The following is a 26076-nucleotide window of genomic DNA, read 5'->3' on the forward strand; positions in this document are numbered from 1 at the left end:
AAAGCCGCCCCGAAAGGCCCTTATTTCCTTGCTTCTGGCCGAAATCGCGCTATACACCGCGCCATCTCACACGGAAGCATGGCTCACAAGGCCGTCCGGTGGCAGCCGGGGCGACAACGCTCTGTCCTGCTCACACGCTTCCGGAGGAACCAACCGGAGAATTAGAACGATGGCACTACCCGATTTCACTATGCGTCAGCTCCTCGAAGCCGGCGTGCACTTTGGTCACCAGTCTCACCGCTGGAATCCGAAAATGGCGCCGTTCATTTTCGGCGCCCGCAACAACATCCACATCGTCGACCTCGCGCAGACCGTGCCGTTGCTGCACAACGCCTTGCAGGCGGTCAGCGACACCGTCGCCAAGGGCGGCCGCATCCTGTTCGTCGGCACCAAGCGCCAGGCGCAGGACGGCGTTGCCGACGCGGCCAAGCGCTGCGCTCAGTACTTCGTCAATTCGCGCTGGCTCGGCGGCACGCTGACCAACTGGAAGACGATCTCGGGCTCGATCAAGCGCCTGCGTCATCTCGACGACGTGCTCGCCGGCGGCGATGCCTCCTCCTACACCAAGAAGGAGCGCCTGACCCTTCAGCGCGAGCGCGACAAGCTCGACCGCTCGCTCGGCGGCATCAAGGACATGGGCGGTCTGCCCGACCTGATCTTCGTGATCGACACCAACAAGGAAGACATCGCGATCCAGGAAGCCCAGCGGCTCAACATTCCGGTCGCGGCGATCGTCGACACCAATTCGGATCCGAAGGGCATCACTTATGTGGTGCCGGGAAATGACGACGCCGGCCGCGCGATTGCGCTCTATTGCGATCTGATCGCGCGCGCAGCGATTGACGGCATTTCACGCGCCCAAGGCGATTCCGGAATCGACGTCGGTGCTTCGGTTCGGCCGGTCGCAGAAGAGCTGCCCGCCACGAGCGGCTTCCAAGGCCTTGCCGGCCCGCGCGGCACGTCCGACGACCTCAAGAAGCTCCCGGGCGTGTCGGGCGCGATCGAGAAGAAGTTCAACGATCTCGGCATCTTCCACTTCTGGCAGCTGGCTGAGCTCGATCACGATACCGCGCACAAGATCGGCGAAGAAGTCGGCCTGCCGAGCCGCGCGGACGCCTGGGTGGCCAAGGCCAAGGCGCTGACCGCGGAAGCGGAATAGTCAAAAAGAGCGATGGGTTGGCCGGACAAGCTCCGGCCACCATTTCAGTTGACGCGAATTCCTGAGATGGACCGCGGCGAGGCGATCTGGCCGCGCCGCGGCAAACCGGCAGGCAAAAAGGATTTTGAACGATGGCAACGATCACAGCTGCGATGGTCAAGGACCTGCGCGAGTCGACCGGCGCAGGCATGATGGACTGCAAGGCCGCGCTGACCGAAAACGACGGCAACATGGAAGCGGCGCAGGATTGGCTGCGCAAGAAGGGCCTGTCGAAGGCCGCCAAGAAGTCGGGCCGCGTCGCCGCCGAGGGTCTGATCGGCGCGCTCACCAAGGGCAACAAGGGCGTCGTGGTCGAAGTCAATTCCGAGACTGACTTCGTCGCGCGCAACGGCCAGTTCCAGGGCCTCGTCAAGATGATCGCCCAGGTCGCATTCAACACCGGCGCCGATGTCGACAAGATCAAGGCCGCCAAGGTCGGCGACGTCACGATCGAAACTGCGATCAATGACGCAATCGCCACCATCGGCGAGAACATGACGCTGCGCCGCGCAGCTTCGCTCGAGGTCAGCCAGGGCGTGGTGTCGAGCTACGTCCATGGCGCGGTGGTCGAGGGCGCCGGCAAGATGGGCGTGATCGTGGCACTGGAATCCCCCGGCAAGGCCGACGAGCTCGCAACGCTTGGCCGCCAGATCGCGATGCATGTCGCGGCCGCCAACCCCCTGGCGCTGGATCCGTCCGGTCTCGATCCGGCGGTCGTCAAGCGCGAGAAGGACGTGCTCGCCGACAAATATCGCCAGCAGGGCAAGCCCGAGAACGTGATCGAGAAGATCGTCGAGTCCGGCCTGAAGACCTATTACAAGGAAGTTTGCCTGCTCGAGCAGGCCTTCATCCACGACACCGGGAAGTCGGTGGCGCAGGCGGTGAAGGAAGCCGAAGGCAAGGTCGGCGGCGCGGTGAAAATCGCGGGCTTTGTGCGCTATGCTCTCGGTGAGGGAATCGAGAAGCAGGAAAGCGACTTCGCGGCCGAGGTCGCGGCGGCCAGCGGCAAGAAGTAAGCGCCGGAACGTTCCTTCCGGCGTGCCGCCGGAAGCGGCGCCCGGACAAGGAAAGTGCTCATGACTGATCCGGTCTATCGTCGCGTCGTGATCAAGCTGTCCGGCGAATATCTCGCGGGACCGCAGGGTTTTGGCATCGATCAACCGACCATCGACCGGGTCGCCGACGATCTGATCGCCGCTCGCCACCTCGGCACCGAAGTCGCCGTCGTCATCGGCGGGGGCAATCTCTTTCGCGGCGTCGAGGTCTCCTCGCGCGGCGTGTCGCGCCCGACCGGTGACACCATGGGCATGCTCGCGACGATGATGAACTGCCTCGCGCTCGAGGCCACGATCGAGCGCAAGGGCACGCCTGCGCGCACGCTGTCGGCCTTCGTCATGCCCGAGATTTCCGAGCTGTTCACCCGCACCGCGGCACATGAATACCTCGCCGAGGGCCGGATCGTGCTGCTCGGCGGCGGAACCGGTAATCCGTTCTTCACCACGGACACGACCGCGGTGCTGCGCGCAGCCGAGATCGGCGCCCAGGCGGTTCTGAAGGCGACCAATGTCGACGGTGTCTACTCGGCCGACCCGAAGAAAGACCCGACGGCGACGCGATTCGACCGTCTGACGCATTCGCAGGCGATCGAGGGCGGCTACAAGGTGATGGATGCGACCGCCTTCGCGCTTGCCCGCGAGACGTCGCTGCCTATCATCGTGTTCTCGATCGCGGAGCCGGGCTCGATCGGCGCTGTACTGCGTGGCGGCGGCCACGGAACCATTGTCGCCGGCTGACGGCTTGTCGTTGCACCCTGAGAGAAGGTGCGGAGAGGTCGCCGGGATTTTGAAGGAGAAACGGGATGGCCACGGACAATTTCGATCTCAACGAAGTCAAGCGCCGCATGCAGGGCGCGATCCAGTCGCTCAAGCACGAGCTTGGCGGCCTGCGCACCGGTCGCGCCTCCGCCTCGATGCTCGATCCGGTGCAGGTCGACGCCTATGGCAGCCACATGCCGCTGAACCAGCTCGCCACCGTCAGCGTGCCGGAGCCGCGCCTGATTTCGGTGCAGGTCTGGGACAAGTCGATGGTCAAGGCGGTGGAGAAGGCGATCGTCGATTCCAATCTCGGCCTGTCGCCGGCGACTGAAGGCCAGGTTCTGCGCCTGCGCATCCCCGAACTCAATGAGGAGCGTCGCAAGGAGCTCGTCAAGGTCGCGCACAAATACGCGGAAGCCGCCAAGGTCGCCGCGCGCCACGTCCGCCGCGACGGTCTCGACGTTCTCAAGAAGCTCGAGAAGAATCACGAGATGTCCGAGGACGATCAGAAGCGCCACGCCGACGAGGTGCAGAAGGCGACCGACGGCACGATCTCCGAGATCGACCAGTTGCTGGCCGCCAAGGAAAAAGAAATCCTCACCGTCTAAGCAGGATGGATCGCGCTCTAGGTTATGTTCGCGCATGATCTTTACGGAAAACCGCTTCGCACTTTGCGCTAACGCGGCCCTTCGGGTCCGGATCATGCTTTAAGGCAGCCTCATGTCCAACGCCGCCGCGCCCGCAACGGAAGGACCAGATCGGTCCGATGCGCCTGCGCATGTCGCCATCATCATGGATGGCAACGGACGTTGGGCGGCCGCGCGCGGCTTGCCACGGGCGGAGGGCCATCGCCGCGGCGTGGAGGCCCTGCGTCGCGTGGTTCGGGCGTCGCATGAGCTTGGCATCCGCTATCTCACCATCTTCTCCTTCAGCTCGGAAAACTGGTCGCGTCCGGCGAGCGAGATCGGCGATCTGTTCGGCCTGTTACGCCGCTTCATCCGCAACGATCTGGCGAGCCTGCATCGCGACGGCGTCAAGGTACGCATCATCGGCGAGCGGGACGGGCTGGAGGGCGACATCTGCGCACTTCTCAATGAGGCGGAGGAACTGACGCGCGATAACACGCGCCTCACGCTCGTCGTCGCCTTCAATTACGGCTCCCGGCAGGAGATCGCGAAGGCGGCGCAGAAGCTCGCGCGGGAAGTCGCCGAGGGCCGGCGCAGTCCCGACACGATCGATGCCGAGACACTGGGGGCGCATCTCGACGCGCCCGACATTCCCGATCCCGATCTCATCATCCGCACCAGTGGCGAGCAGCGCCTGTCCAACTTCCTGATGTGGCAGGCCGCCTATAGCGAGCTTGTCTTCGTGCCGATTCACTGGCCCGATTTCGACAAGGCGGCGCTGGAAGGCGCAATCGCCGAATTCGCCAGGCGCGAGCGCCGTTTCGGCGGCCTGGTCGCGAAAACCGCCTCGTGAGCGAGCCCAACTCCGCACCGGCCGGCTCTCAGCCTGCCCCGAGCAATCTCGTGATGCGAATCCTCGCGGCGCTGGTGCTGGCGCCGCTCGCCATTGCGCTCGCTTATGCCGGCGGCTGGCTGTGGGCGCTTCTCGTCACCCTGGTGTCGATCGGACTGTTCGCGGAATGGCTGATGGTGGTTGGCGCAGGCTCGACCGCGCTGACCGGGGCGGGGACGATCGTCATCGCCGCGATGGGCTTGTGCGTTGCCTTCGGCGCGCTGAAGACCGCAATCATCACCGGCCTGATTGGCGGGGCGGTCGTGACGGTGATCGCGCGGGGCAAGTTCGTCTGGGCGGCCTCCGGATTTGCCTATGCGTCGGCGGCGCTACTCGCCTCGATCCTGCTGCGGAAGGATCTCGTGAACGGCTTCGCCGCGCTGATGTTCGTGCTGCTCGTGGTGTGGGCGACCGATATCGGCGGCTATTTCGCCGGCCGCGGCATCGGCGGACCGAAGCTGTGGCCGCGCGTGAGCCCGAAGAAGACCTGGTCAGGGGCGCTCGGCGGCTTTGCCGCGAGCCTTTTGGTCGCGGTCGCCTTTGCCGCTTGCGGGGTTGGAAAGATAGTTCCATTGCTGCTCGTCAGCGCGGTCCTCTCAATCGTGTCGGCCTGCGGCGATCTGTTCGAATCCGCGGTCAAGCGGCGCTTCGACGTCAAGGATTCCAGTCACTTAATTCCGGGCCACGGCGGGCTATTGGACCGTCTGGACGGTTTTGTCGCCGCCATCCTGGTGGCATGGATTATCGGCTTCCTCCGCCATGGTGTGCATAGCGCCGGAAGCGGTCTTATGGTTTGGTGAACATATGAGCGCGGTCCCATTGCGTAACAACAAGGCTGCGGCATCGAGCGTCCGCAGCGTCACGGTTCTCGGCGCCACCGGCTCGATCGGCGACAGCACGATGGATCTGCTGCGCGCCTCTCCCGAGCGCTACCGTGTCGAGGCGCTGACGGCAAACAGCAATGTCGAGGCGCTGGCAAAGCTCGCGAAGGAGTTCTCCGCGCGCTTCGTCGCGATCGCCGACATCACCAAGTTTGCCGAACTCAAGGCTGCGCTCGCGGGCACCGGCACCGAATGCGGCGCCGGCGAAAGCGCGGTGATCGAGGCCGGCGCGCGTCCGGCCGATTGGGTGATGGCCGCCGTGAGTGGCGCCGCCGGACTGAAGCCGGCGCTGGCGGCGGTCGATCGCGGCGCGCATGTCGCGCTCGCCAACAAGGAATGTCTCGTCTGCGCTGGTGATTTCTTCATGCAGCGCGCGGCGAAAGCGGGCGCCTGCATCCTGCCTGCGGATTCCGAGCACAATGCGTTGTTCCAGGCGCTCGCCTCGGGCAATCGCGACGAGCTCGTCCGTGTCATCATCACGGCCTCCGGCGGCCCCTTCCGCACCTGGAAGCCTGCCGACATCGAGCAGGCGACACTCGCGCAAGCCCTGAAGCATCCGAACTGGAGCATGGGCCAGAAGATCACGATCGATTCCGCCTCGATGATGAACAAGGGGCTCGAGGTGATCGAGGCCTCCTATCTGTTCGCGCTCTCGCCCGACGAGATCGACGTCCTCGTTCATCCGCAGTCGATCATCCACGGCATGGTCGAGTTCTCCGATCGCTCGGTCGTGGCCCAGCTCGGCTCACCCGACATGCGCACGCCGATCGCGCATTGCCTCGGCTGGCCCGACCGTATCAAGGGTCCGGCCGCCAAGCTCGATCTGGCCAAGATCGGCCAGTTGACCTTCGAGGCGCCGGATTTCGAGCGCTTCCCCGGGCTGCGCCTGGCCTTCGATTCTCTCCGGACCGGGAAGGGGGCGACCACGGTCTACAACGCCGCCAACGAGGTCGCGGTCGCCGCCTTCATCGCCGGCAAGATCCGGTTCGGGGCGATTGCCAGGCTGGTGGAGGAGACGCTGGATGACTGGGTCCGCAGCGGGAACCAGGCGCCGCTGACGTCAGCGGACGATGCAATCGCTGTTGACCATGTTGCGCGAAATAGGGCTGCCGCCCTATTGCCTCAAATTGCCTTAAAGGCATCCTAGATGGTTCGGGGCCAGGGCCTTGCGGCACTGGATGAGGGAATTCGATGATCGACTTTTTCGTCCATAGTTTCAATACGTTGAGCCATGGGCTCCTTGGCTACGCGGTTCCCTTCCTGTTCGTCCTGACCATCGTCGTGTTCTTCCATGAGCTCGGCCATTTCCTGGTCGCGCGCTGGGCACGCGTTCGTGTGTTAACTTTTTCGCTCGGTTTCGGACCTGAGCTGGTCGGTTTCAACGACCGCCATGGCACCCGCTGGAAGATCTCGGCGATCCCGCTCGGCGGCTACGTCAAGTTCTTCGGCGACGAGAGCGAGGCTTCGACGCCGTCGTCCGAGAAGCTTGCGGCCATGACGGCCGAGGAGCGCGCCGGCAGCTTCCATCACAAGAAGGTCGGCCCGCGCGCCGCCATCGTTGCCGCCGGACCGATCGCCAATTTCATCCTGGGCGCGCTGATCTTCGCCGGCATGGCGCTGTATTACGGCAAGCCGAGCACGATTGCGCGCGTCGACGGTGTCGTCGCCGATGGCGCTGCGGCGGCAGCCGGCTTCAAGATCGGCGACGTCGTCGTCCAGATCGACGGCAAGCCGATCGAAAGCTTTGCCGACATGCAGCGCATGGTTGCGATGAATGCTGGTTCGCCGCTTGCCTTCCAGGTCAAGCGCGACGGTTCCATCGTGTCGCTGACCGCGACGCCGGCGCTGCTCGAGCGCAAGGATCCCTTCGGCAACAGCCACCGTCTCGGCGTGCTCGGCGTCGAACACAAGTCTCAGGCCGGGGAGGCCTCGACGTCGCCGGTCGGCGTCGGCGAAGCGCTCAAGATCGGGGTGGAGCAGGTCTGGTTCATCATCACCAGCACCTTCAAGTTCCTGGGCTCGTTGTTCGTCGGGAACGGCAATCCGAACGAGGTCAGCGGCGTGCTCGGCATTGCCAAGATGTCGGGGCAGGCGGCCAGCGCCGGGTTCCAGTTCGTGATCAACCTCTGCGCGGTGCTGTCGGTGTCGATCGGCCTGCTGAATCTGTTCCCGATCCCACTGCTCGATGGCGGTCACCTTATGTTCTATGCGGCGGAGGTCGCCCGTGGTCGGCCCCTGTCCGAGCGGACCCAGGAGATGGGGTTCCGAATCGGGCTTGGCTTGGTGCTGATGTTGATGGTGTTTGCGACCTATAACGACATCCTGCGAATGGCCGCATCCTGATAGGGGCTTTTTTGTGGCGTTGCCCGGGCGTTGCTCTTGGGCAACGTCTTGGAATGAAAATGAAATTACGGCGCGCTCGACCGTTTGCGGCGTCGGTGAAATTGTCTACAAGCGGCTTGAACTTGGGGAATCTCCAGACCGGCGTTGGGGTTGGGTCTGGTACGGAATGATAAGGGCGCGTTGCGCAATGAAGTTTGGACTGCGACTCCGGGGGGGCTTGCTCGCAACCCTGATCATGTTCGGCGCGCCGGTGCTTGCCCCGGTTGGGGCTGCCTTTGTGTCTTCGTCTGCGCTTGCTCAGACCGTGCAGTCGATTTCCGTCGAAGGAAATCGCCGGGTCGAGGTGGAGACGATCCGCTCCTACTTCAAGCCGGGTCCCGGCGGTCGCCTGGATCAGGGTGCCATCGACGATGGCCTCAAGGCGTTGATCGAGACCGGCCTGTTCCAGGACGTCAGGATCAACCGCGGGGCCGGTGGCCAGATCGTCGTCTCCGTGGTGGAAAACCCGGTGATCGGCCGCATTGCCTTCGAGGGCAACAAGAAGATCAAGGACGAGCAGCTCACCGGTGAAGTCCAGTCCAAGGCGCGCGGCACCTTCTCCCGCGCCATGGTGCAGTCCGACACCCTGCGAATCGCAGAAATCTATCGCCGCTCCGGCCGTTACGACGTTCGCGTCACGCCTGAAATCATCGAGCAGCCGAACAACCGCGTCGATCTCGTCTTCACGGTCGAGGAGGGCGCCAAGACCGGCGTCAAGTCGATCGAGTTCGTCGGCAACAACGCGTACTCGTCCTACCGCCTGCGCGACGTCATCAAGACGCACGAATCCAACCTGCTGAGCTTCCTCGCCAGCAGCGACATCTACGATCCCGATCGGGTCGAGGCCGACCGCGACCTGATCCGCCGCTTCTATCTCAAGAACGGTTTCGCCGACGTCCAGGTCGTCGCCGCGCTCACCGAATACGATCCGGAGAAGAAGGGTTTCAACGTTACCTTCAAGATCGAGGAGGGCTCGCAATACCGGGTCGGCTCGATCGACTTCCGCTCCAGCATTCCCAACTTCGATCCCACCTCGATGCGCAACTATTCGCGCGTCAATGTCGGCTCGCTCTACAACGTCGAATCGGTCGAGAAGTCGGTCGAGGAGATGCAGATCGAGGCCTCGCGTCGCGGTTACGCCTTCGCCGTGGTCCGTCCCGGCGGCGACCGCAATTTCGAGGCGCACACCGTGTCGGTCGTGTTCAACATCGACGAGGGTCCGCGCACCTATATCGAGCGCATCAACCTTCGCGGCAACACCCGCACGCGCGACTACGTGATTCGTCGCGAGTTCGACGTCTCCGAGGGCGATGCCTACAACCGCGCGCTGGTCGACCGTGCCGAGCGCCGCTTGAAGAACCTCGACTATTTCAAGAGCGTGAAGATCACGACGGAGCCCGGCTCGTCGAGCGACCGCGTGATCCTGCTCGTGGACATGGAAGAGAAATCGACCGGCGACTTCTCGGTCTCGGGTGGTTATTCCACCACCGACGGCGCGCTGGCCGAAGTCTCGGTTTCCGAACGCAATTTGCTCGGCCGCGGCCTGTTCGCCAAGGCGGCGGTGACCTACGGCCAGTATGCCCGCGGCTACTCGCTGTCGTTCGTCGAACCCTATCTGCTCGACTACCGGGTCGCGCTGGGTCTCGACCTCTATCAGCGTGAGCAGAGGTCCAACAGCTACATCTCCTACGGCACCAAGACGCTCGGCTTCTCGCCGCGCCTCGGTTTCTCCCTGCGTGAAGATCTGTCGCTGCAGGTGCGCTACTCGATCTACCGGCAGGAAATCACGCTGCCGTCGTACCTCGCGAACTGTAACAACAACCAGTTCCTTGCCGACGGTGTCACTCCGAATCCGGCATTCAATCCAAGCCCGGCTTTCTCCGCGGCGAGTGGTATTCCTCTGGCTCCCTCGACCAACGGCCTCGGCTGCTACAGCGACGGCGAGGCCTCGCTGCCGGTCCGCAAGGAGCTTGCCAACGGCAAGACCCTGACCTCGGCGCTCGGCTACACGCTGACCTACAACACGCTCGACAACAACAAGAACCCCACCGACGGTCTGCTGGTCGATTTCCGGCAGGACTTCGCCGGCGTCGGCGGCGACGTCTCCTATCTGAAGACTGTGGTTGACGCGAAGTACTACACTCCGCTGGTCTCCGATATCGTCGGTCTCGTTCGCCTCCAGGGCGGCATGCTGAACAAGATGGGCAGCGATCTGCGCATGCTCGATCATTTCCAGATGGGCCCGAACCTCGTCCGCGGCTTTGCCCCGAACGGCATCGGACCGCGCGATTTGAACCCCTTCGGTACGCAGGACGCGCTTGGCGGCACCAAGTATTGGGGTGCTTCGCTCGAATTGCAGATGCCGTTCTGGTTCCTGCCGAAGGAAGTGGGTCTGAAGGGCGCCGTCTACGCCGACGCCGGCGGACTGTTCGACTATCAGGGACCGACGACGTGGTCGGTGACCAACGAACTGACCACGACCAAGAATTCGAGCTGCACGCCGTCGACCGTCAATCCCGCTTCGGCTGGAACCTGCACCGGCCTGGTGTATGACAATGGCAATGCGGTCCGGTCGTCGGTCGGCGTCGGCTTGATCTGGGCCTCGCCGTTCGGTCCGCTGCGCTTCGACTACGCCGTGCCGCTGACCAAGGGCAAGAACGACCGTACGCAGGAGTTCCGGTTCGGCGGCGGCACCTCGTTCTAATTCGAACAGCACGGCACGATCCGGACCACCGGAGCCGGTTTCCGAAAGGGATCGTGCCAATCCAGGAGATGAGGCATGATGCGGCTTGGCCGCTTCATGCCGAAGCCGGACCGCGACGGGGTGGAATGGCGCAGCCGACCTTCTTCACACAGCCGCCCGCCTCAGCGCTGGCTGACATCGCCACGCTGACCAAGGCGGAGTTGGTCGATCCCGCCAGGGGCGGCCAAATCATCAGGGGTCTTGCTTCGCTCGACGAAGCCGGCCCGATGCACCTGACGTTCTTCGACAATCTCAAATATGCCGATGAGCTCAAGGCGACCAAGGCCGGTGCTTGCCTGGTGAGCCCACGCTTCGAGGCGCGGGTGCCCGCGCATGTCGCCGTGCTGCGGGCGCCACAGCCGTTCCGCGCCTTCGTCAGGATCGCGCGGGAGTGGCATGGCGACGCGCTCCGGCCGCAATCCTGGACCGGCAACGACGGCATCGCGCCGTCGGCCATCATCGACCCCACCGCCAGGCTCGAGGACGGCGTGATCGTCGATCCCTTGGCCGTGATCGGCCCTGACGTGGAGATCGGCAGCGGCACGGTGATCGGTGTGGGGGCCGTGATCGGCCCCGGCGTCAAGATCGGCCGGGACTGCAATGTCGGCGCACGCACCGCCATCCAGTGCGCGCTGATCGGCAACGACGTGCTGATCCACCCCGGTTGTTCGATCGGCCAGGACGGCTACGGCTTCATCTTCTTCGGCCCCGAGGGCCATCTGAAGGTGCCCCAGACCGGCCGCGTGCTGATTCAGAACAACGTGGAGGTCGGCGCCGGCACCACCATCGATCGGGGCTCCTTGCGCGACACCGTGATCGGGGAAGGGACCAAAATCGACAATCAGGTCCAGATCGGCCACAATGTGACCATTGGCCGGCACTGCCTGCTGGCAGCCCAGATCGGCCTTGCCGGCAGCCTCACCCTCGGCGACAACGTGGCGCTGGGAGCGAAGGTGGGCATCAACAATCACGTCAAGATCGGGGATGGAGCTCAGGTGACTGCCATGAGCGGCGTCAAGGACGACGTTCCTCCCAACGGACGTTGGGGTGGTTTTTTCGCCAAGCCGGCCAGGCAGTGGTTCAAGGAAATTTTGGCGGTCGAGCGCTTGGCGCGCGACAGCAAGGCCGATCCGAAGCAGGAGGAACGGGAGTGACGGACGAAGCACCGGTCAGGTTCGAGCTTGTGGACATCAACATGATCCTGCAAACGCTCCCGCACCGTTTTCCGATGCTGCTGATCGATCGCGTGATCAACATCCGCACCGATTACAGCGGCATCGGCATCAAGAATGTCACCTTCAACGAACCGCCGTTCCAGGGCCACTTTCCCGATCGCCCGGTCTATCCCGGCGTCATGATGATCGAAGCGATGGCGCAGACCGCGGGTGTGATCGGCATCAAGTCGGTCGAAGGCACCGAGAAGCCGCGCGCGGTCTATTTCCTCACCATCGACAAGTGCAAGTTCCGCAAGCCTGTGCTGCCCGGCGATACCATCGAATACCACATGCGCTCGATCGGCCGCCGCAAGGCCATGTGGTGGTTTCACGGCGACGCCAAGGTCAACGGCCAGGTGGTTGCGGAGGCCGACGTCGGCGCCATGCTGACCGACTGAGCGGGATCAACTTCTCTGGATGCGCTCGCGCGCAGGACACGCGTACCGGCCGCCGCTGACCTCGCGCTTGATGTTCTGGTTGAAGAACTGTCCCATGGACGGTGCGCCCAGCAGGCGCTCGACCGTGTCGACCGGTACGCCGCAATAGCGGTCATAAACGCCTTCAACGGCCACGACGAGGGCCTGCTGCGCACGGTCGTAACAGACCCGCTGAAGCACCGTGCTGCGGCTGATGTCGCGGCACTCGAACGTCGCGAGGTCGATGGGGCGGTGTTCGGCGGTCTCGATCGTCTCGGAGACGATCGGCGCCGCGGCGAACTGTGCGAGGAGAAGTGCCAGGGCCCTGACCACGATACCTGAAGCTCCGCGTGAACTTGTTGATGACCCGGGAAGGCTGCCTCATCCGGCACTTGAAACACGGAGAGATCATACGTCACTGGACAGATCGGGCATAGTCGCGCTAACCAGCGGAAAACCGAGCGACTTCAACACCTAATCAGACCTTCTTGATGAGTCAGATTGCTTGATGAGTAAGATTGACCCCACCGCACGGATCGCGGACGGCGCCGTGATCGGCGAGGGCACCGAGATCGGCCCCTTCTGCATCATCGGCCCGCATGTCGCGATCGGCAATAACTGCAAGCTGATCGGACAGGTCACCGTCATCGGCCACACCTCGATCGGAGATGGCTGCGTGATCTCGCCGTTCGCGGTGCTGGGCGGGGCGCCCCAGGATCTCAGCTACAAGGGCGAGCCCACGAAGCTTGAGATCGGCTCGGGCTGCACCATCCGCGAAGGTGCGACCATGAATGTCGGCACCATCAAGGGCGGTGGCCTGACGCGCGTCGGCAACGACGGCTATTTCATGAACAACAGTCATGTCGGGCATGACTGCATGGTCGGCAACAACGTGATCTTCGCAACCTCGGCGACGCTCGGCGGCCATTGCGAGATCGGTGACGCCGTCTATATCGGCGGCCTGTCCGCAGTGCATCAGTTCACCCGCATCGGCCCCTATGTGATGGTTGGCGGTGTCTGCGGCGTGCGCGACGACGTCATCCCGTATGGGCTGGTCAACGGCCAATATGCGGTGCTCGAAGGCCTCAACCTGATCGGCATGAAGCGGCGCAAGTTCACCAAGCAGCGGCTTGTGACCGTGCGCGCGTTCTACCAGAAACTCTTCCGTGGCCCCGCTACCTTTGCCGAACGCCTGGAGGCGGCGCGGCCGCTCGCCGGTGGAGATCCGGCGATCGGCGAAATCCTCGACTTCATCGGCAAGGGCAAGCGCCCGCTCTGTCTTCCCGCCATCGCGAAGTGATGATGGAATGGCCCCGGGCATGACATCGGCGGCTTCGGAAATTTCATCGCCGGTCGGCGTCGTCGCTGGCGGCGGCGCGATGCCGTTCGCGGTTGCCGACTCGCTCGCCGCCCGCGGCATCACGCCGGTGTTGTTTCCGCTTCGGGGAGCCTGCGATCCCGCGCGGGTAGAGAAATTCCGTCATCGCTGGATCTCGGTCGGCCAGCTCGGCCGCGCCATGCGGCTGTTTCGCGAGGAGGGCTGCCGCGACCTGATTTTCATCGGCACGCTGGTGCGACCTTCGCTGTCGGAGGTCCGGGTCGACTTCACGACGCTTCGGCTGCTCGGCAATGTCATCCGCGCCTTCCGCGGCGGCGACGATCATTTGTTGTCCGGCGTCGGGCGCATTCTCGAGCAGGGCGGCTTTCGCATGGTCGGCATCAAGGATGTCGCGCCCGATCTGCTGATGCCCGAGGGCTGCATCAGCCGCGCCTGGCCGAGCGACACCGGCAAGACCGACATCGAGCGCGGACGCGCGGTGCTGACCGCCCTCGGTCCGTTCGACATCGGCCAGGCCGCGGTCGTGATCGACGGCCATGTGGTGGCGGTCGAGGATATCGAGGGCACCGATGCACTGCTCGCGCGCGTGGAACGGCTGCGCGAAGAGGGCCGCATCCGCGCCGCCACCGGGCGGGGCGTGCTGGTGAAGGTCCCAAAGAGCGGGCAGGATCTGCGCTTCGACCTGCCGACGATCGGCCCGCGCACCCTCGAGGGCGTCGCCGCCGCAGGGCTGGCCGGGATCGCCGTCGTTGCCGGCAACACCATCGCCGCCGAGCCGCAGGCAATGATCGCACTCGCCGACGCAAAATATCTCTTCGTCATCGGCCTGCCGGCGTGATGCAGGGTCGCGATCCCAAGCGCAAGATCTTCCTGATCGCCACGGAGGAATCCGGCGACCGGCTCGGCAGCGCCTTGATGAAGGTGCTGCGCCAGCGCCTCGGCGACGGCGTGCAGTTCGTGGGCGTCGGCGGCCACACCATGGCGCGCCAGGGGCTCGAGACGCTGTTTCCGATCGAGCAGCTCTCGATCGTCGGCTTCGCCGCGGTCGTGCAGCAATTGCCGAAGATCCTGCGGCTGATCCGCGAGACCGCGGAGGCAGTGACCGAAGCCGCGCCGGACGCGCTCGTCATCATCGACAGCCCCGATTTCACCCACCGTGTCGCCCGCCGCGTGCGGACGCGCAATCCGGCGATCCCGATCGTCGACTACGTCTCGCCACAGCTCTGGGCCTGGCGGCCGGGACGGGCGCGGACCATGCTCGGCTATGTCGACCATGTGCTCGGCCTGTTGCCATTCGAGCCGGAGGAATACCGCAAGCTCGGCGGGCCGCCATGCAGCTATGTCGGCCATCCCCTGATCGAGCAATTGCCCTCGCTGCGGCCGAACGCGGAGGAGCAGGCGCGCCGCGACGGCGAGCCGCCGGTCTTGCTGGTGTTGCCCGGCAGCCGCCGCAGCGAGATCAGGCACCATCTCGACGTGTTCGGCGCGACGCTCGGCCGATTGCAGACCGAAGGCCGCGCGTTCGAGCTGATGCTGCCGACCATGCCGCATCTCGAAACCACCATCCGCGAAGGCATCGCGAACTGGCTGGTCAAGCCTCAAATCGTGGTCGGCGAGAACGAGAAGCGCGCTGCCTTCCGCATCGCGCGCGCGGCACTGGCAAAATCCGGCACGGTGACGCTGGAGCTCGCGCTATCGGGCATTCCGATGGTGACGGCCTATCGCGTCGGCGCGATCGAAGCCTTCATCCTGCGCCGCGCGATCCGTGTCTCCTCGGTGATCCTCGCCAATCTCGTGATCGGCAAGGATGTCATCCCGGAGTTCCTGCAGGAAGACTGCACGCCGGAGAAGCTGGCGCCCGCGCTCTCGGAGCTTCTGACCGATTCACCGCTGCGCCGGCAGCAGGTGGAAGCATTCGCCCAGCTCGATACGATCATGTCGACAGGCAACAGATCGCCGAGCGTGCTCGCAGCCGACATCGTGCTGGCGACGATACGCAAGGGTAGGCGGGCGAGCCCGGACGCGTACTCCTAAACTCTTGGCTTACGAGAGCAAAGCGGAAGCCTCTCACGTTGAGCGCGATCGGGCGGCTGGTGGCCTGAGACATCGGCCTCACGATGTGGTATCCGAAAGCCGATGCAGGAGCCAAGCTTCGTGACTTGTGTTCTCAGACCGCCGAGACTTGAAGAACTACCAACGCTCTCGGCTTTGTGTCTTAGGTCCAAAGCTGTATGGGGTTACGGCAACGACTTCATGGACGCGTGTCGGGGTGAACTCACTATCGAACCATACGAACTGCAATCTAGTTCGATTGCGGTGGCGGAAGAGCACGGCAAGATTGTCGGCGTCGCCCAAGTCCAGGTCACTGGAAGCGAGGCTGATTTGTTGAAGTTGTTCGTTGACCCGACGATGCTTCGTAATGGTGTAGGAATGAAGCTGTTTCATTGAGCCACCAGCGAAGCAACAGCCATGGGCGCTCATCGTATGGTGATCGAAGCGGACCCAGATGCTGCACCTTTCTATCGACGAATGGGCGCGAAAGACTGCGGCTTCGCTCCCTCCGGCTCATTACGCGGCAGGATGCTTCCCAAGCTGGTTACGGAGCTGGGATCAATATGAGGTGCATGTCGGCTCCTGGCCCATCGGCGAAGTAGCAGCGCACCGGGTGAGGTCCGATCAGTGAGGCATGGCGGACCAGATTTTCTCACGTTGAGTTCTTCGCATTTTGACCCAAAGCGGACTCCAGCGCATCGAGCTCCCTCTGAGGGAGTGGGCACCGTGTTCTTTAACCTAGCCAAATGCAGGAACCGGCCGGCTTGCTCCCAATTCCGCTATGGACGATTCGACATTTGCCCAGTTTCAGACTACGCGGGAGGACAGTCGCAGGTTGCGCGACGAGGCCCGCACGCTTCGCGCCGCCTTGAGAAAACAACGTGAACTTCTCCGCCTTGCACGCGCCGAAGCGGCAATGGCCCGGGCTGAGTTGATCGCGAAGCGAGCAGGCCAGCTCCCCTGAAGAGAACGATCGATCTGGATCAAAACCGCCTGCCACCGTGCGCATGATGTGATGTCCATGAACGATAAGCCTGCGCCCAAGCCAGAAGTGAAGCCCCCGAGAGCCCGACGGCGCATCATCGAAAAGTATGCCGCCGGCCTCAGCGAATTGATCAGGAAGCTCCGCCAGAAGCTGGACTCCTGAAGGTCGGGGAACAGCCTGCAGGCGTCATAAAGCCGCAACGACCGAACTTCGCCAGCGAGCCCGCATTGTCAGAAAGGCTCCACCCCAAAATCTCTTTCTAAGTTGTGCTTCGGCCAAGTGTTTTGAGAGGCTTTTCTCGCATTCTATTAAGGGTCATCATGCGTGTCCCGCCCATCCAAAGTTCGTATATTGCAGCATTGTCGAAACTGCACGAGCAGCAATTAGAACGGCTGCGCATCGATCCAGAGATCGAAAAGCAATATGACGAAATCCGTCAACTGAGGGAAAGACTAAGATTAGCCCTCAGCCGGAAGAAGCTCCGCCCGCCGCTCTCAGCACACGAGTAGTCTCGCAATCTGTCGCTGGCCAAACGGACCTGATGCATCGATGCTCGCTCCAGAGGAGTGCGTATTCGGTTGCAGTTCCTCCAGATGTGGCGCACTACCGATTATCGCCGGCCAAAGGCTTGTCCGTAGGCGTCGGTGCCTGAGAGATGATTTGCGCTCCCGCCTAGACGGGAGCGATCATCATGGCCCAGCCCTTCAGCAGTGAAACGCTAGAACTCTTCGATCGAGCGCAACGAGCGATCGATACCTCGATCCGGCTTCGCCAAGAACGCCGCGATGCGATCCGAAAAGCCCAAAAGTACCAGCTCGAGTTTGAACTGCGGATGAGCCAAGAGCGTTGGCGCTCGATCTCCTGAGGGGATTGGACTGCACCCGTCCTCGTGCGGCGAGGCTTGAGCTGCTCATTTGGCATTCCCGCTTGTGGCCCATCAGCGAAGTGGCGAACCGTCTCATTGAGGTCAGCTTCGTGGGTGGAAGCGGACTGGTTTTGCTCAGGCCGGGTTCTTCGCACCTTGACCCATGGCGGACTACGGGTGCTATTGATTGCCCAACGACGGATCATCCTTCCGGTCCGGGAATGAAGTAGCGCCACAAAGGAATCATTCTTCCTTCGGCGTAGGACGGCCACCACCAAACCAGCGCCCTGCCGCTGAGGTTCTGCCGGTTGAGCACGACAGAGTTTGGCACGTTAAACCATTGCCCGGGTTCGCTTGGGCGCTGCGGATTTTTCAGAAGGACTCTATAGCCGCTTTTTGCCACATCCCACTCGGCTTCCGCGTGTTGGCCGTCCCCTCCATCACAGCACGGCTCACCTGCCTTATTCTTGAGACTTTTGAACCAAGCGTTCAGTTCTGGCCCGATCGGATCATGTGAATAGGCTGTGCTGATGCCGAAAAAATTGACCGCATACAGGGCTACGATCAACCGATAAAAATGCACCGGGCGTCCACTGGAACTGGTCATGGAAACCTCCGTTTCCCTGCCCATTTGCGTGGGTCATCGGAATTGCGCCAAGGTTCAATCGGAAAGTGCATGCCGTTAGAGATGCCGATCACTACCTCGGCACGGCTTTACCTTTGGCGACCGAGTCAATTTCGCCTCTTGGCCCTTAGCCGAAGGTCAATTGAGCGCGTGTCATGCCGGCTGTCAGGGGCAAACCGGACCTCGATCCAACTTGACGTCCACCGCTGCTTTTGGACCCAACCCGGACATAGCTTGCACCGGAGACAAGTAGCCGTTTTGGGTGTCCGGTAAGGCCGCCGCCTCGCCGGACCGATTAAGCTTCGACCGCTTTAGTTGAATGTTTGTAGTCTCAATTTGAGCGATCCGTCGGCTTGGCGTTCGAAGACATGCGTCGCTAAACCACTGAAGGGAGACGGCTTGCCCTCCTTGTCCTTACCCGTGGCGCTCCACTTGGCTGTGCCGAAGACAACCTTATCGTCTCCGCCGGCGTCGATCATCTCCAACTTGTGATCCGTCACACCGCTCGCGAAGAGTCCGGCAAAGAATTTTCTCGATCTCAGCCGGACCCGACGCGACCTGATGTGTGGGTGGCATCAATTTTGCCGTCGCAACATAGGAGGCGCCGATGGCTTTCTCGTCGTGCTTATTGAATGCGGCATCCCAAGCGGCGTAAGCCTTCTCCACGTCGCCCTTGGCGTCCGCGGCCAACGAAATTCCCGGCGCACCGAGCAGACAAATGACTAGTGCTGATGTTAGAGCCAACTTCATAGGATACTCCTCTGTAGGATAACGCCTTCCCGATTGATTAGATCATCACTCCGGTCGTCTGCCGCAGCTGCGGTCCGCCAGTATGACGACACCGTCGCCGGTCGCGTGGCGGCCATTGGTTCATTGCGGAAACCGACGCGATCGGCACCGTCGCGTGCGTCATTCGCTCCCACAATCGATTACTTACGAAGAACGAGCCTTAAGCCTTCAGGTCGGTGATCCGCATAATCGCGACCACGTTCCCATCATTGAACGCCTGCTCCTTTGTGTCCTTGTTGCAGGTCCAGACAAAATTCTTCTTGCCGGTAAAGGTCTTTTCGTCCTGCTCAAGCCGAAGCTCTCCTTCGGTGATATGGCAGACCATGGCATTCATCATCGGGGGCCCCATGGTCTTCGATCCCGGCTGCATGATGATGTCGCGCATTGAGACGGTCTTAAAACCCGGGATCAGCGATGGTGTCTCGCTATCATACTCACGCACCACCACACCTGGCCACGGAGTTGTGTCCTTGTAGCCCGTCGTTTGAGCGGCGGCGGGCTTTATCATGGCCGCCGAAGCCGCTGCCAACCCGAATGTCAATGCAGACCTTCGATCGATCTTGCTCATCGCTTTTCTCCCTGGGTTACTGCAACAAGCCGCCGCAAAAGCTGCGCGCGTGGAAATGTGGAGTCGTGGTGAGAAACCGAAAAGGGGCGGTCTCATAGGGTAGCGCACCTGCCGATAGCGCTAGCACTTCTCGTTGGTCCCGAACGGCGACTTCGGCACATCCCGCTTCTAGGGCAACCACATTCTACGAGACTGGTGCACCCGTAGAAATGGGTGTTTCGCCCCAAGAGGCATAATGCCTCAGCTTGTTTAGGGCCCGGAGAATCGTACTCGCTTTCGGCACCTTCACACGGCGCCCGACTGAATACGCAAGTCAGTGTCGCTGACTGGTCCTACGGTGTGTGCGTGCTGGTCGCCGGGCATATTTCGCGGAGGCCCTGAGAAAGTGATGTAGTCGGCTGCTTTTGGAGAAGTACGCGCACGATAAGGCATGACTTCTAACCAATCCAGTGGTGCGATTACGTGGCAACCTTGGCGCTCGTTTATAGGATATCGGCACGTGACCCGAAGTTGCCGCTGCGCCGATCCCCTGCATCTCCCAGCTGTGAGTGCACCAACTATCGAGACGTGATACTCTGTGTTCGATCGTCCTCGGGCTCCGATGAGGATCGAATGAAGCGGCGGGAGTTCATAGCAGGCAGTGCAATGCTGCTCGTTTCGCCACGGCGTTTGCGGGCCCAGGGCACGCCTCGCCGGATCGGTCTCTTGGGCGGATTCCTAGATTCTCAGGGTCGCAACGCGTGGCGCAGTGGTTTGCGCGAGAAGGGCTGGATCGAGGGCAGGAACCTGCTCGTTGAATATCGTTTTGCCGAAACTCCGGATCGCTTGTCAACCCTAGCTGCGGAGTTGGTGACGCTAACTCCCGATCTGGTAATTGCCCTCGGGCCGTCACCAGCCCTTGCCCTTAAATCGGCAACTGCCACCATTCCGATTGTATTCGTGGTTGTCGCCGATCCCGTGGGGCTCGGCCTCATCCAAAGCCTCGCGCGTCCAGGCGGTAACATGACCGGTCTCGCGAGCTGGGTGCCGGGAGATTGGACCGCCAAACAAATAGAAATCCTCCAGGAACTGGTTCCTGGCGCGTCGAAAATTGCGCTCTTGGTCAATCCGAGCAACCCCATGCACAGGCTGATGGTAGCCGAGGAGGCACCAAGCGCAGCCCGGAAGTTGGGCGTGGCTCTGCCGATAGTTGAGGCGACCGCGGACGAGGAGCTTGATATCGCCTTTGCCTCGGCTGCCGCCCAGCACGCCGATGCAATCATTGTCTTTGGCGATGTTCTTATCATTCGCCAAGCCCCACGAGTTATCGCGCTCGCGGCCAAACATCATCTGCCCGCGATGCATTTCTTCCGACAATTCGCGGATGGCGGATTAGTCGTCTACGGCCCGGATATTTTCGATCTATTGCGTCGTGCTGGCGGCTACGTCGATAAGATCCTCAAAGGCATCAAGCCCCCCGAGTTGCCGGTCGAGCAGCCGACCAGATTCGAGTTGGTGATCAACATGAAGACGGCCAGGGCGCTCGGCTTAACAGTGCCGCCTTCACTACTCATTCGCGCTGACGAGGTGATTGAATAGAGCTATCTCGCTGCGATGCAGGAGTCCGTTCATGGCCCAACTCCGACTCAAGGTGAGGTGGGCTCACGCGGCTGCTCTCGGAGACGGAGCGGACCTCTACGACAGCAGCTCGGATCACGCTCTAGCCGAGACCAGCGTCGACCTGAAAACACTGCCGCGTGATGCGCTGGCTGTCGTCCGAGGCGAGGAAAAGCGCCATGTTGGCGATGTCGTCGGGCGTCACCGCGTCGGGAATGGCCTGACGCGTGCGCAGCTCGGCGATCACCTGGTCGTCCGGGTACCACAGCCGGCGCTGACGCTCCGTGATCACCATCCCCGGCGCTATCGCGTTGACGCGGATGCGGTCGGGCCCGAGCGACCGGGCCAGGGAGTTGGTGAAGCCGACGATCGCGGCCTTTGCCGCGGCGTAGACAGGCAGCCCCGGCGCGCCGCGCATCCAGGCAATCGACGACATGTTGATGATCGAACCGCTGCCGTGCGCCTGCATCTGCGGCACCACCGCTTGCGCGGCAAAGAAGACGTGCTTGAGGTTGACGCCGATCATCCAGTCGAATTCGGCCGGCGTCACCTCGGCCAGCACCTGACGCTGATCATTGGCGGCGTTGTTGACGAGGACCGCGGCATCGCCAAGCGATCCCCGGACCTGCGCCATGGCGCCGCGCAAGGCGTCGATGTCGAGGAGATCGCACGGCACGAACAAGGGTACGGTCCCGGCCGCGGCCTTCACTTCCGCGACCAGCGCCCGGCCGGCTGCTTCATCGAGATCCAGGAACGCGACGCGCGCCCCTTGCGCCGCGAACGCCCGCACGAAGGCGGCACCGATGCCGCTGGCGCCACCGGTGATCAACACCACGCGGTCCCTAAGGCCGGCATAGCTCGTTCTTGTCATGCGATCAGTCGCTCCGTCTCGGGGTCGAACAGGCAGATGCGACGCGTGTCGAGCGCGAACGGGGCGGCGGCGCCCGGTGTGGGGCGGATGTCCGGCGTGATGCGCGCCAGCGCAGGCTCGCCGCCAAGCCGCAGCAGCACGATCGTTTCGGCTCCCGTCGGCTCGACCATCTCCACCGGCGCGGTGACGACGACGGGCGGATCGGCGGAGAACACGCGGCTGCCCTCGGCGAGGCATTCCGGCCTGATCCCGACCACCACGTCACGGCCGACGAAAGGGGCCGCCGCGTCGTATTGACGAAGGCGGAGGCGGACCTCGTCCGGCCGTCCCGCGCCGATCACGACCACCGGCCCGCCGGCATCGGCCTCCAGCCGTGCCGGCATCGTGTTCATCGGCGGCGAGCCCATGAAGCGGGCCACGAACAGATTGGCGGGATAGCGATACACGGTATCCGGGTCGGCAAACTGCTGCACCACGCCGCGATGCATCACGGCAATGCGCGTCGCCATCGTCATCGCCTCGATCTGATCGTGTGTGACATAGACGATGGTGGCGCCGATGCGCTGGTGCAGCCGCTTGATCTCCATCCGCATCTCGACGCGCAGCTTGGCGTCGAGATTGGAGAGCGGCTCGTCGAACAGGAAGAGCAGGGGATCGCGCACCAGCGCCCGGCCCATCGCCACACGCTGGCGCTGGCCGCCGGAGAGCTGCGAGGGCTTGCGGCCGAGCAGCGGCTCGATCTGGAGCAGCCTGGCCACATTCGCCAGCGCCTTTTCCTGCTCGGCCTTCGGGACGTGACGGCATTCCATGCCGAAGGTGATGTTCTGGCGCACCGTCATCGACGGATAGAGCGCGTAGGACTGGAACACCATCGCGATGTCGCGGTCCTTCGGCGGAATGTCGTTGACGATACGTCCGCCGATTTCCACGGTGCCTGCGCTCGGGAGGTCGAGCCCAGCGATGATGTTGAGCAGCGTGGACTTGCCGCAGCCGGATGGGCCAACGAGCACGGTGAATTCACCGCTCTCGATGTCGAGATCGATGCCCTTCAGCACCTCCAGATTGGCGTAGCGCTTGGACAGGGAGCGAATGCTTAGGGCTGCCATGACAATCCGATCATTTCACGGCCCCGGCGGTGAGGCCGCGCACGAAATACTTGCCGCCGATCAGATAGATCAGCAGGGTCGGCAGGGCGGCGATCATCACCGCCGCGCTCTGCACGCCATGCTGCGGGATGTCCGCGACTGGTGCGGATAGCGCGATCAGCGCGGCGGTGACGGGCTGTTGCTGACCAGTCGTGAATGTCACGCCGTAGAGAAATTCGTTCCAGATATGCGTGAACTGCCAGATCACGGTGACGACCAGAATAGGCGGCGAGAGCGGCAGGATGATGCGCCAGAAAATACGAAAGAACCCTGCGCCATCGATGCGCGCAGCTCTTATCAGATCCTGCGGGATGGCAGTGTAGTAGTTTCGGCAGAACAAGACCGTAAAGGAGAGTCCCTGGATCGTGTGGATCACGACCAGGCCCGTTAGCGTGTTCATCAGGCCCGTATCGCGCAACACGATGGTCCAGGGAAGCAAGCGCATCTGCTGGGGAAGGAAGAGGCCGAGGGTCACGATGCCGTAGATCCAGTTATCGCCGCGAAAACGCCAGAGCGACACGGCGTAACCGGCGACAGCACCGAGCAGGGTCGAGAAAATCGTCGCGGGAATCGTGACGAGCGCGGAGTTCAGCATGTACGGCCGGATGCCGGCGCAGGTCTCGGCGACGCAGAAACCGCTCCAGGCCGCGGCGTAGTTGCTCCATGCCCATTGCTTCGGCCAGCCGATCATCGACGCCTGCGCGATCTCCTCGTTGGTGCGGAGCGAGTTCAGCACGACAACAACCAATGGCGCGAGCCATGCTGCAGCGATCAGCGAGACGACGAGATAGATCAGAATCCGGCTTGGCGCGATGGTTCGCTCACGCATGGATCGCCCGCCGCCGCTGGACATAACGCCACGCTGCATAGGGCAGCAAAACCGCAAGAAGAATGAGCAACATGAGCACTGCCGCCGCCGCTCCGCGTCCGAGCAGGCTGCGCTGGAACATCAGGTCATAGACGACGAGGGCCGGCAGCTGGGTGGCGATCCCGGGTCCGCCATTGGTGAGCGCGCGGACGAGGTCGAAGGTCGAAATCGCGAACTGCAGCTGGATGACGATGACGGTGATGGTGATCGGCCAAAGGGTCGGCAGGATGACACGCCGGTACATTCGGATCGGTCCGGCGCCGTCGATCTGCGCGGCCTTGATCAGGTCGGCGTCGACGGAGCGAAGGCCGGCGAGGAACAGCGCCATGGCGAAACCGGACGATTGCCAGATCGCAGCGATGACAATGGTCCAAATGGCCATGTCGCGGTCGATCAGCCAGTCGAACCGGAAGGAGGTCCAGCCGAGGTCGCGGACCAGCTTCTGGATCCCGAGGCCGGGATTGAGCAGCCAACTCCAGACCGTGCCGGTGACCACGAATGACACCGCCAGAGGATAGAGGAAGATGGACCGCAGCAGATTCTCGCCGCGAATGCGCTGATCGAGCAGGATCGCAAGGATGAGACCGGTCGCCAGGCTCAGCAACACGAAGGCGCTGCCAAACAGCAGCAGATTGTCCAAGGCAATCTGCCAGTTCCGCGATGCGGCGACCGCAGAATAGTTGCGCAAGCCGACCCAGCCCGAGACCGGGACCAGAGTGGACGGCGTGAACGATATCCAGATCGTCCACAGCGTAAACGCAATGAGATGCGCGGCGGACAACAGCAGCGGCACCCAGATCGTCAGATATTCAGGCAGCCGGCGTACCCAGCCAGAGGCCGCCGGCCGGCCCGGTGTTGTCGAGACGGCGATCGTCAACGTGAGCTCTCGACGGCTTCGGCGAGGCGTATGGCCGCTTGCTCCGGCTTGATCGTCTTGTTCTTCACGTACTCCGTGATCACGTCGATCATCGCTGCGGTCATGCCGTTTTCCTGCGCCATGTTGTGCGCAAGGCTGAGGACGGCCTGATTGCTGGCAATCGCGTCTTTCAGGGCTGCTGCGGTCCGCCGTTGCCCGTCCGACCAGCCTTCGCCGGAGAGATCGACATCGGTGCGCACGGGGATCGATCCCGTGATCTGCGAATACATAGTCTGGATCGCCGGATCCATGACGAGCTGGGCCATCAGCGTCTGGCCGGCCTGCAGGTCGGGCTCCTTGCGCTGCCAGAATATGAAGGCATCGGCATTCAACAGGAAGACCGGCTTGCTATTGTCGCTCGGGCCCGGGGCGATGATGAAGTCCTCGAACTTGAAGCCGGCGTTGCGCAAGACGCCCTGCGCCCACCCGCCCATGATCATCATCCCCATGTCGCCGTCGACAAAGCGCTTCAAGTTGGTCGAAAAGTGCTGGGCGCCGACGTTGGGGTCCATCCAGTCGGCAATCTTGCGCACCTGTACGAAGGCAGCCTTTATCTCGGGGCCCTCCAGGGCCTTCTTGTCGAGATTCATGATGGCTGCGCGGTAAGCGGTGGGGCTGATGCCCGCCAAAGCGGCCTCGAATTTCTGGCCGTCGTCCGGGCGGGTGCCACCGTTGGCGATGGGATAGGGGACGCCGCCTGCTTTCATCTTCTCGGCGAGGTCGTTGAACTCAGCCCATGTGACGGGGACCTTGTCGGCCTTGGCCTTGTCCATCGCGCGTTTGGAGAGAAACAGCATGTTGGTGCTGTAGATCTGCAACGGCAGTGCAATCCACTTGCCCCCCGGCTTGTGCAATTTTGCAAGATCCGGAGCGACAACCTTTTCGTAGCCGGCGGCAGCGACGACGGCATCGAGATCGACGGTTGGGGCAATCTTGGACCAGGCCGCGATCTCGGGACCTTTGAGCTGCGAGCAGGCCGGCGGATCGCCGGCCATGATCTGGGCACGCAGCTTGTTCATCATCTCGGTGGTGAAGCCGGGGACGGGCGAGTGCTGCCAAACCCCGCCTTTCTCCTCGAATTTCTTGCCGAGTGCCGTGATGGCCGCCCCATCGCTACCTGCGGACCATTGCGAGATCGCAGTCAGACGCGGCTTGATCGCGCCTTGCGCGCGGGCGAATGCCGGCAGCGCGAGCGCGGCCGCAGATCCGGCGAGCAGTTGGCGCCTTGTTGTCGTGATCGGCATGGCAATTTCCTCCCGGTGTGAACTCTTTCGCGCGAGAGCCGCGCGGC

The 26076-nt window shown here is 62.9% G+C and carries 25 protein-coding genes; 16 read left to right on the forward strand and 9 right to left on the reverse strand.

Annotated features, from left to right (window positions below):
- The first annotated feature begins 169 nt into the window (after positions 1–169).
- The 11 genes from IVB54_RS18685 (at position 170) to fabZ (ending at position 12148) form a co-directional block, all read left to right on the forward strand.
- Positions 170–1159: a 30S ribosomal protein S2 gene (locus tag IVB54_RS18685; RefSeq protein ID WP_007603625.1), complete on the forward strand. Its 990-nt coding sequence runs from the start codon at positions 170–172 to the stop codon at positions 1157–1159.
- Between the two features lie 131 nt (positions 1160–1290).
- Positions 1291–2214, forward strand: coding sequence for a translation elongation factor Ts (gene tsf / locus IVB54_RS18690; protein WP_018455041.1), 924 nt, complete (start codon positions 1291–1293; stop codon positions 2212–2214).
- A 60-nt stretch (positions 2215–2274) separates the two neighbouring features.
- Entirely contained in the window at positions 2275–2991 is a 717-nt protein-coding gene (gene pyrH / locus IVB54_RS18695; protein ID WP_247777437.1) for a UMP kinase, read from the forward strand.
- 65 nt (positions 2992–3056) lie between these two features.
- On the forward strand, positions 3057–3620 hold the full coding sequence (frr, locus tag IVB54_RS18700) for a ribosome recycling factor (protein ID WP_007603628.1): 564 nt from the start codon (positions 3057–3059) through the stop codon (positions 3618–3620).
- A gap of 112 nt (positions 3621–3732) precedes the next feature.
- Positions 3733–4491: an isoprenyl transferase gene (locus IVB54_RS18705; RefSeq protein WP_007610887.1), complete on the forward strand. Its 759-nt coding sequence runs from the start codon at positions 3733–3735 to the stop codon at positions 4489–4491.
- Positions 4488–5330 (forward strand): phosphatidate cytidylyltransferase, encoded by an 843-nt coding sequence (locus IVB54_RS18710; RefSeq protein WP_026232863.1) that lies wholly within the window; start codon positions 4488–4490, stop codon positions 5328–5330. Before IVB54_RS18705 ends, IVB54_RS18710 begins: the two co-directional genes overlap by 4 nt.
- Positions 5331–5334: 4 nt before the next feature.
- On the forward strand, positions 5335–6558 hold the full coding sequence (gene dxr / locus IVB54_RS18715; protein ID WP_018455038.1) for a 1-deoxy-D-xylulose-5-phosphate reductoisomerase: 1224 nt from the start codon (positions 5335–5337) through the stop codon (positions 6556–6558).
- Between the two features lie 44 nt (positions 6559–6602).
- Positions 6603–7754 (forward strand): RIP metalloprotease RseP, encoded by a 1152-nt coding sequence (rseP, locus tag IVB54_RS18720; RefSeq protein WP_018455037.1) that lies wholly within the window; start codon positions 6603–6605, stop codon positions 7752–7754.
- Between the two features lie 187 nt (positions 7755–7941).
- Positions 7942–10497, forward strand: a complete 2556-nt coding sequence (gene bamA / locus IVB54_RS18725; RefSeq protein ID WP_026232862.1) for an outer membrane protein assembly factor BamA — start codon at positions 7942–7944, stop codon at positions 10495–10497.
- A gap of 125 nt (positions 10498–10622) precedes the next feature.
- A complete protein-coding gene (lpxD, locus tag IVB54_RS18730) occupies positions 10623–11690 on the forward strand; it encodes a UDP-3-O-(3-hydroxymyristoyl)glucosamine N-acyltransferase (protein WP_018455035.1) in 1068 nt (355 codons plus the stop codon).
- Entirely contained in the window at positions 11687–12148 is a 462-nt protein-coding gene (gene fabZ / locus IVB54_RS18735) for a 3-hydroxyacyl-ACP dehydratase FabZ (RefSeq protein WP_007610868.1), read from the forward strand. Before lpxD ends, fabZ begins: the two co-directional genes overlap by 4 nt.
- 6 nt (positions 12149–12154) lie before the next feature.
- Here fabZ and IVB54_RS18740 read toward each other — a convergent pair whose 3' ends face one another.
- Complete coding sequence (locus tag IVB54_RS18740) at positions 12155–12499, reverse strand: KTSC domain-containing protein (protein WP_085353277.1); 345 nt, start codon at positions 12497–12499, stop codon at positions 12155–12157.
- A 175-nt stretch (positions 12500–12674) separates the two neighbouring features.
- Between IVB54_RS18740 and lpxA the strand changes: the two genes are divergently transcribed.
- The 4 genes from lpxA (at position 12675) to IVB54_RS18760 (ending at position 17407) form a co-directional block, all read left to right on the forward strand.
- A complete protein-coding gene (gene lpxA, locus IVB54_RS18745) occupies positions 12675–13466 on the forward strand; it encodes an acyl-ACP--UDP-N-acetylglucosamine O-acyltransferase (protein WP_247298534.1) in 792 nt (263 codons plus the stop codon).
- A 19-nt stretch (positions 13467–13485) separates the two neighbouring features.
- Positions 13486–14343, forward strand: a complete 858-nt coding sequence (gene lpxI, locus IVB54_RS18750; RefSeq protein WP_039799320.1) for a UDP-2,3-diacylglucosamine diphosphatase LpxI — start codon at positions 13486–13488, stop codon at positions 14341–14343.
- Complete coding sequence (lpxB, locus tag IVB54_RS18755) at positions 14340–15539, forward strand: lipid-A-disaccharide synthase (RefSeq protein WP_247336816.1); 1200 nt, start codon at positions 14340–14342, stop codon at positions 15537–15539. Before lpxI ends, lpxB begins: the two co-directional genes overlap by 4 nt.
- 1694 nt (positions 15540–17233) lie before the next feature.
- Positions 17234–17407, forward strand: a complete 174-nt coding sequence (locus tag IVB54_RS18760) for a hypothetical protein (protein ID WP_164988493.1) — start codon at positions 17234–17236, stop codon at positions 17405–17407.
- 202 nt (positions 17408–17609) lie between these two features.
- On the opposite strand, the gene IVB54_RS18765 is transcribed toward IVB54_RS18760, so the two are convergent.
- From IVB54_RS18765 to IVB54_RS18775, 3 genes are all read right to left on the reverse strand, one after another.
- Positions 17610–18014: a hypothetical protein gene (locus IVB54_RS18765; protein WP_247777438.1), complete on the reverse strand. Its 405-nt coding sequence runs from the start codon at positions 18012–18014 to the stop codon at positions 17610–17612.
- 329 nt (positions 18015–18343) lie between these two features.
- A complete protein-coding gene (locus IVB54_RS18770) occupies positions 18344–18517 on the reverse strand; it encodes a hypothetical protein (RefSeq protein ID WP_247336810.1) in 174 nt (57 codons plus the stop codon).
- Positions 18518–18981: 464 nt separating this feature from the next.
- Positions 18982–19389: a hypothetical protein gene (locus tag IVB54_RS18775; RefSeq protein WP_085357631.1), complete on the reverse strand. Its 408-nt coding sequence runs from the start codon at positions 19387–19389 to the stop codon at positions 18982–18984.
- 645 nt (positions 19390–20034) lie between these two features.
- Here IVB54_RS18775 and IVB54_RS18780 point away from each other — a divergent pair.
- Positions 20035–20967 carry an ABC transporter substrate-binding protein gene (locus IVB54_RS18780; RefSeq protein ID WP_247397107.1) on the forward strand — a complete coding sequence of 311 codons (933 nt, stop codon included), beginning with the start codon at positions 20035–20037 and terminating at the stop codon, positions 20965–20967.
- A 121-nt stretch (positions 20968–21088) separates the two neighbouring features.
- On the opposite strand, the gene IVB54_RS18785 is transcribed toward IVB54_RS18780, so the two are convergent.
- From IVB54_RS18785 to IVB54_RS18805, 5 genes are read right to left on the reverse strand one after another with little or no spacing between them, the layout of a single operon-like run.
- The gene (locus IVB54_RS18785; protein ID WP_247336804.1) at positions 21089–21856 is read right to left on the reverse strand and encodes an SDR family oxidoreductase; all 768 of its coding nucleotides are present in this window, start codon (positions 21854–21856) and stop codon (positions 21089–21091) included.
- Positions 21853–22962, reverse strand: a complete 1110-nt coding sequence (locus tag IVB54_RS18790) for an ATP-binding cassette domain-containing protein (RefSeq protein WP_247336801.1) — start codon at positions 22960–22962, stop codon at positions 21853–21855. The genes IVB54_RS18785 and IVB54_RS18790 overlap by 4 nt, the downstream gene beginning before the upstream one ends.
- A 10-nt stretch (positions 22963–22972) precedes the next feature.
- Entirely contained in the window at positions 22973–23830 is an 858-nt protein-coding gene (locus tag IVB54_RS18795) for a carbohydrate ABC transporter permease (protein ID WP_247777439.1), read from the reverse strand.
- A complete protein-coding gene (locus IVB54_RS18800) occupies positions 23823–24746 on the reverse strand; it encodes a sugar ABC transporter permease (RefSeq protein ID WP_085362119.1) in 924 nt (307 codons plus the stop codon). Before IVB54_RS18800 ends, IVB54_RS18795 begins: the two co-directional genes overlap by 8 nt.
- Positions 24743–26029 carry an ABC transporter substrate-binding protein gene (locus IVB54_RS18805; RefSeq protein ID WP_085353258.1) on the reverse strand — a complete coding sequence of 429 codons (1287 nt, stop codon included), beginning with the start codon at positions 26027–26029 and terminating at the stop codon, positions 24743–24745. The genes IVB54_RS18800 and IVB54_RS18805 overlap by 4 nt, the downstream gene beginning before the upstream one ends.
- Between the last annotated feature and the right edge of the window lie 47 nt (positions 26030–26076).

The organism is Bradyrhizobium sp. CW1 (assembly GCF_023100665.1).
Lineage (GTDB): Bacteria > Pseudomonadota > Alphaproteobacteria > Rhizobiales > Xanthobacteraceae > Bradyrhizobium > Bradyrhizobium canariense_D.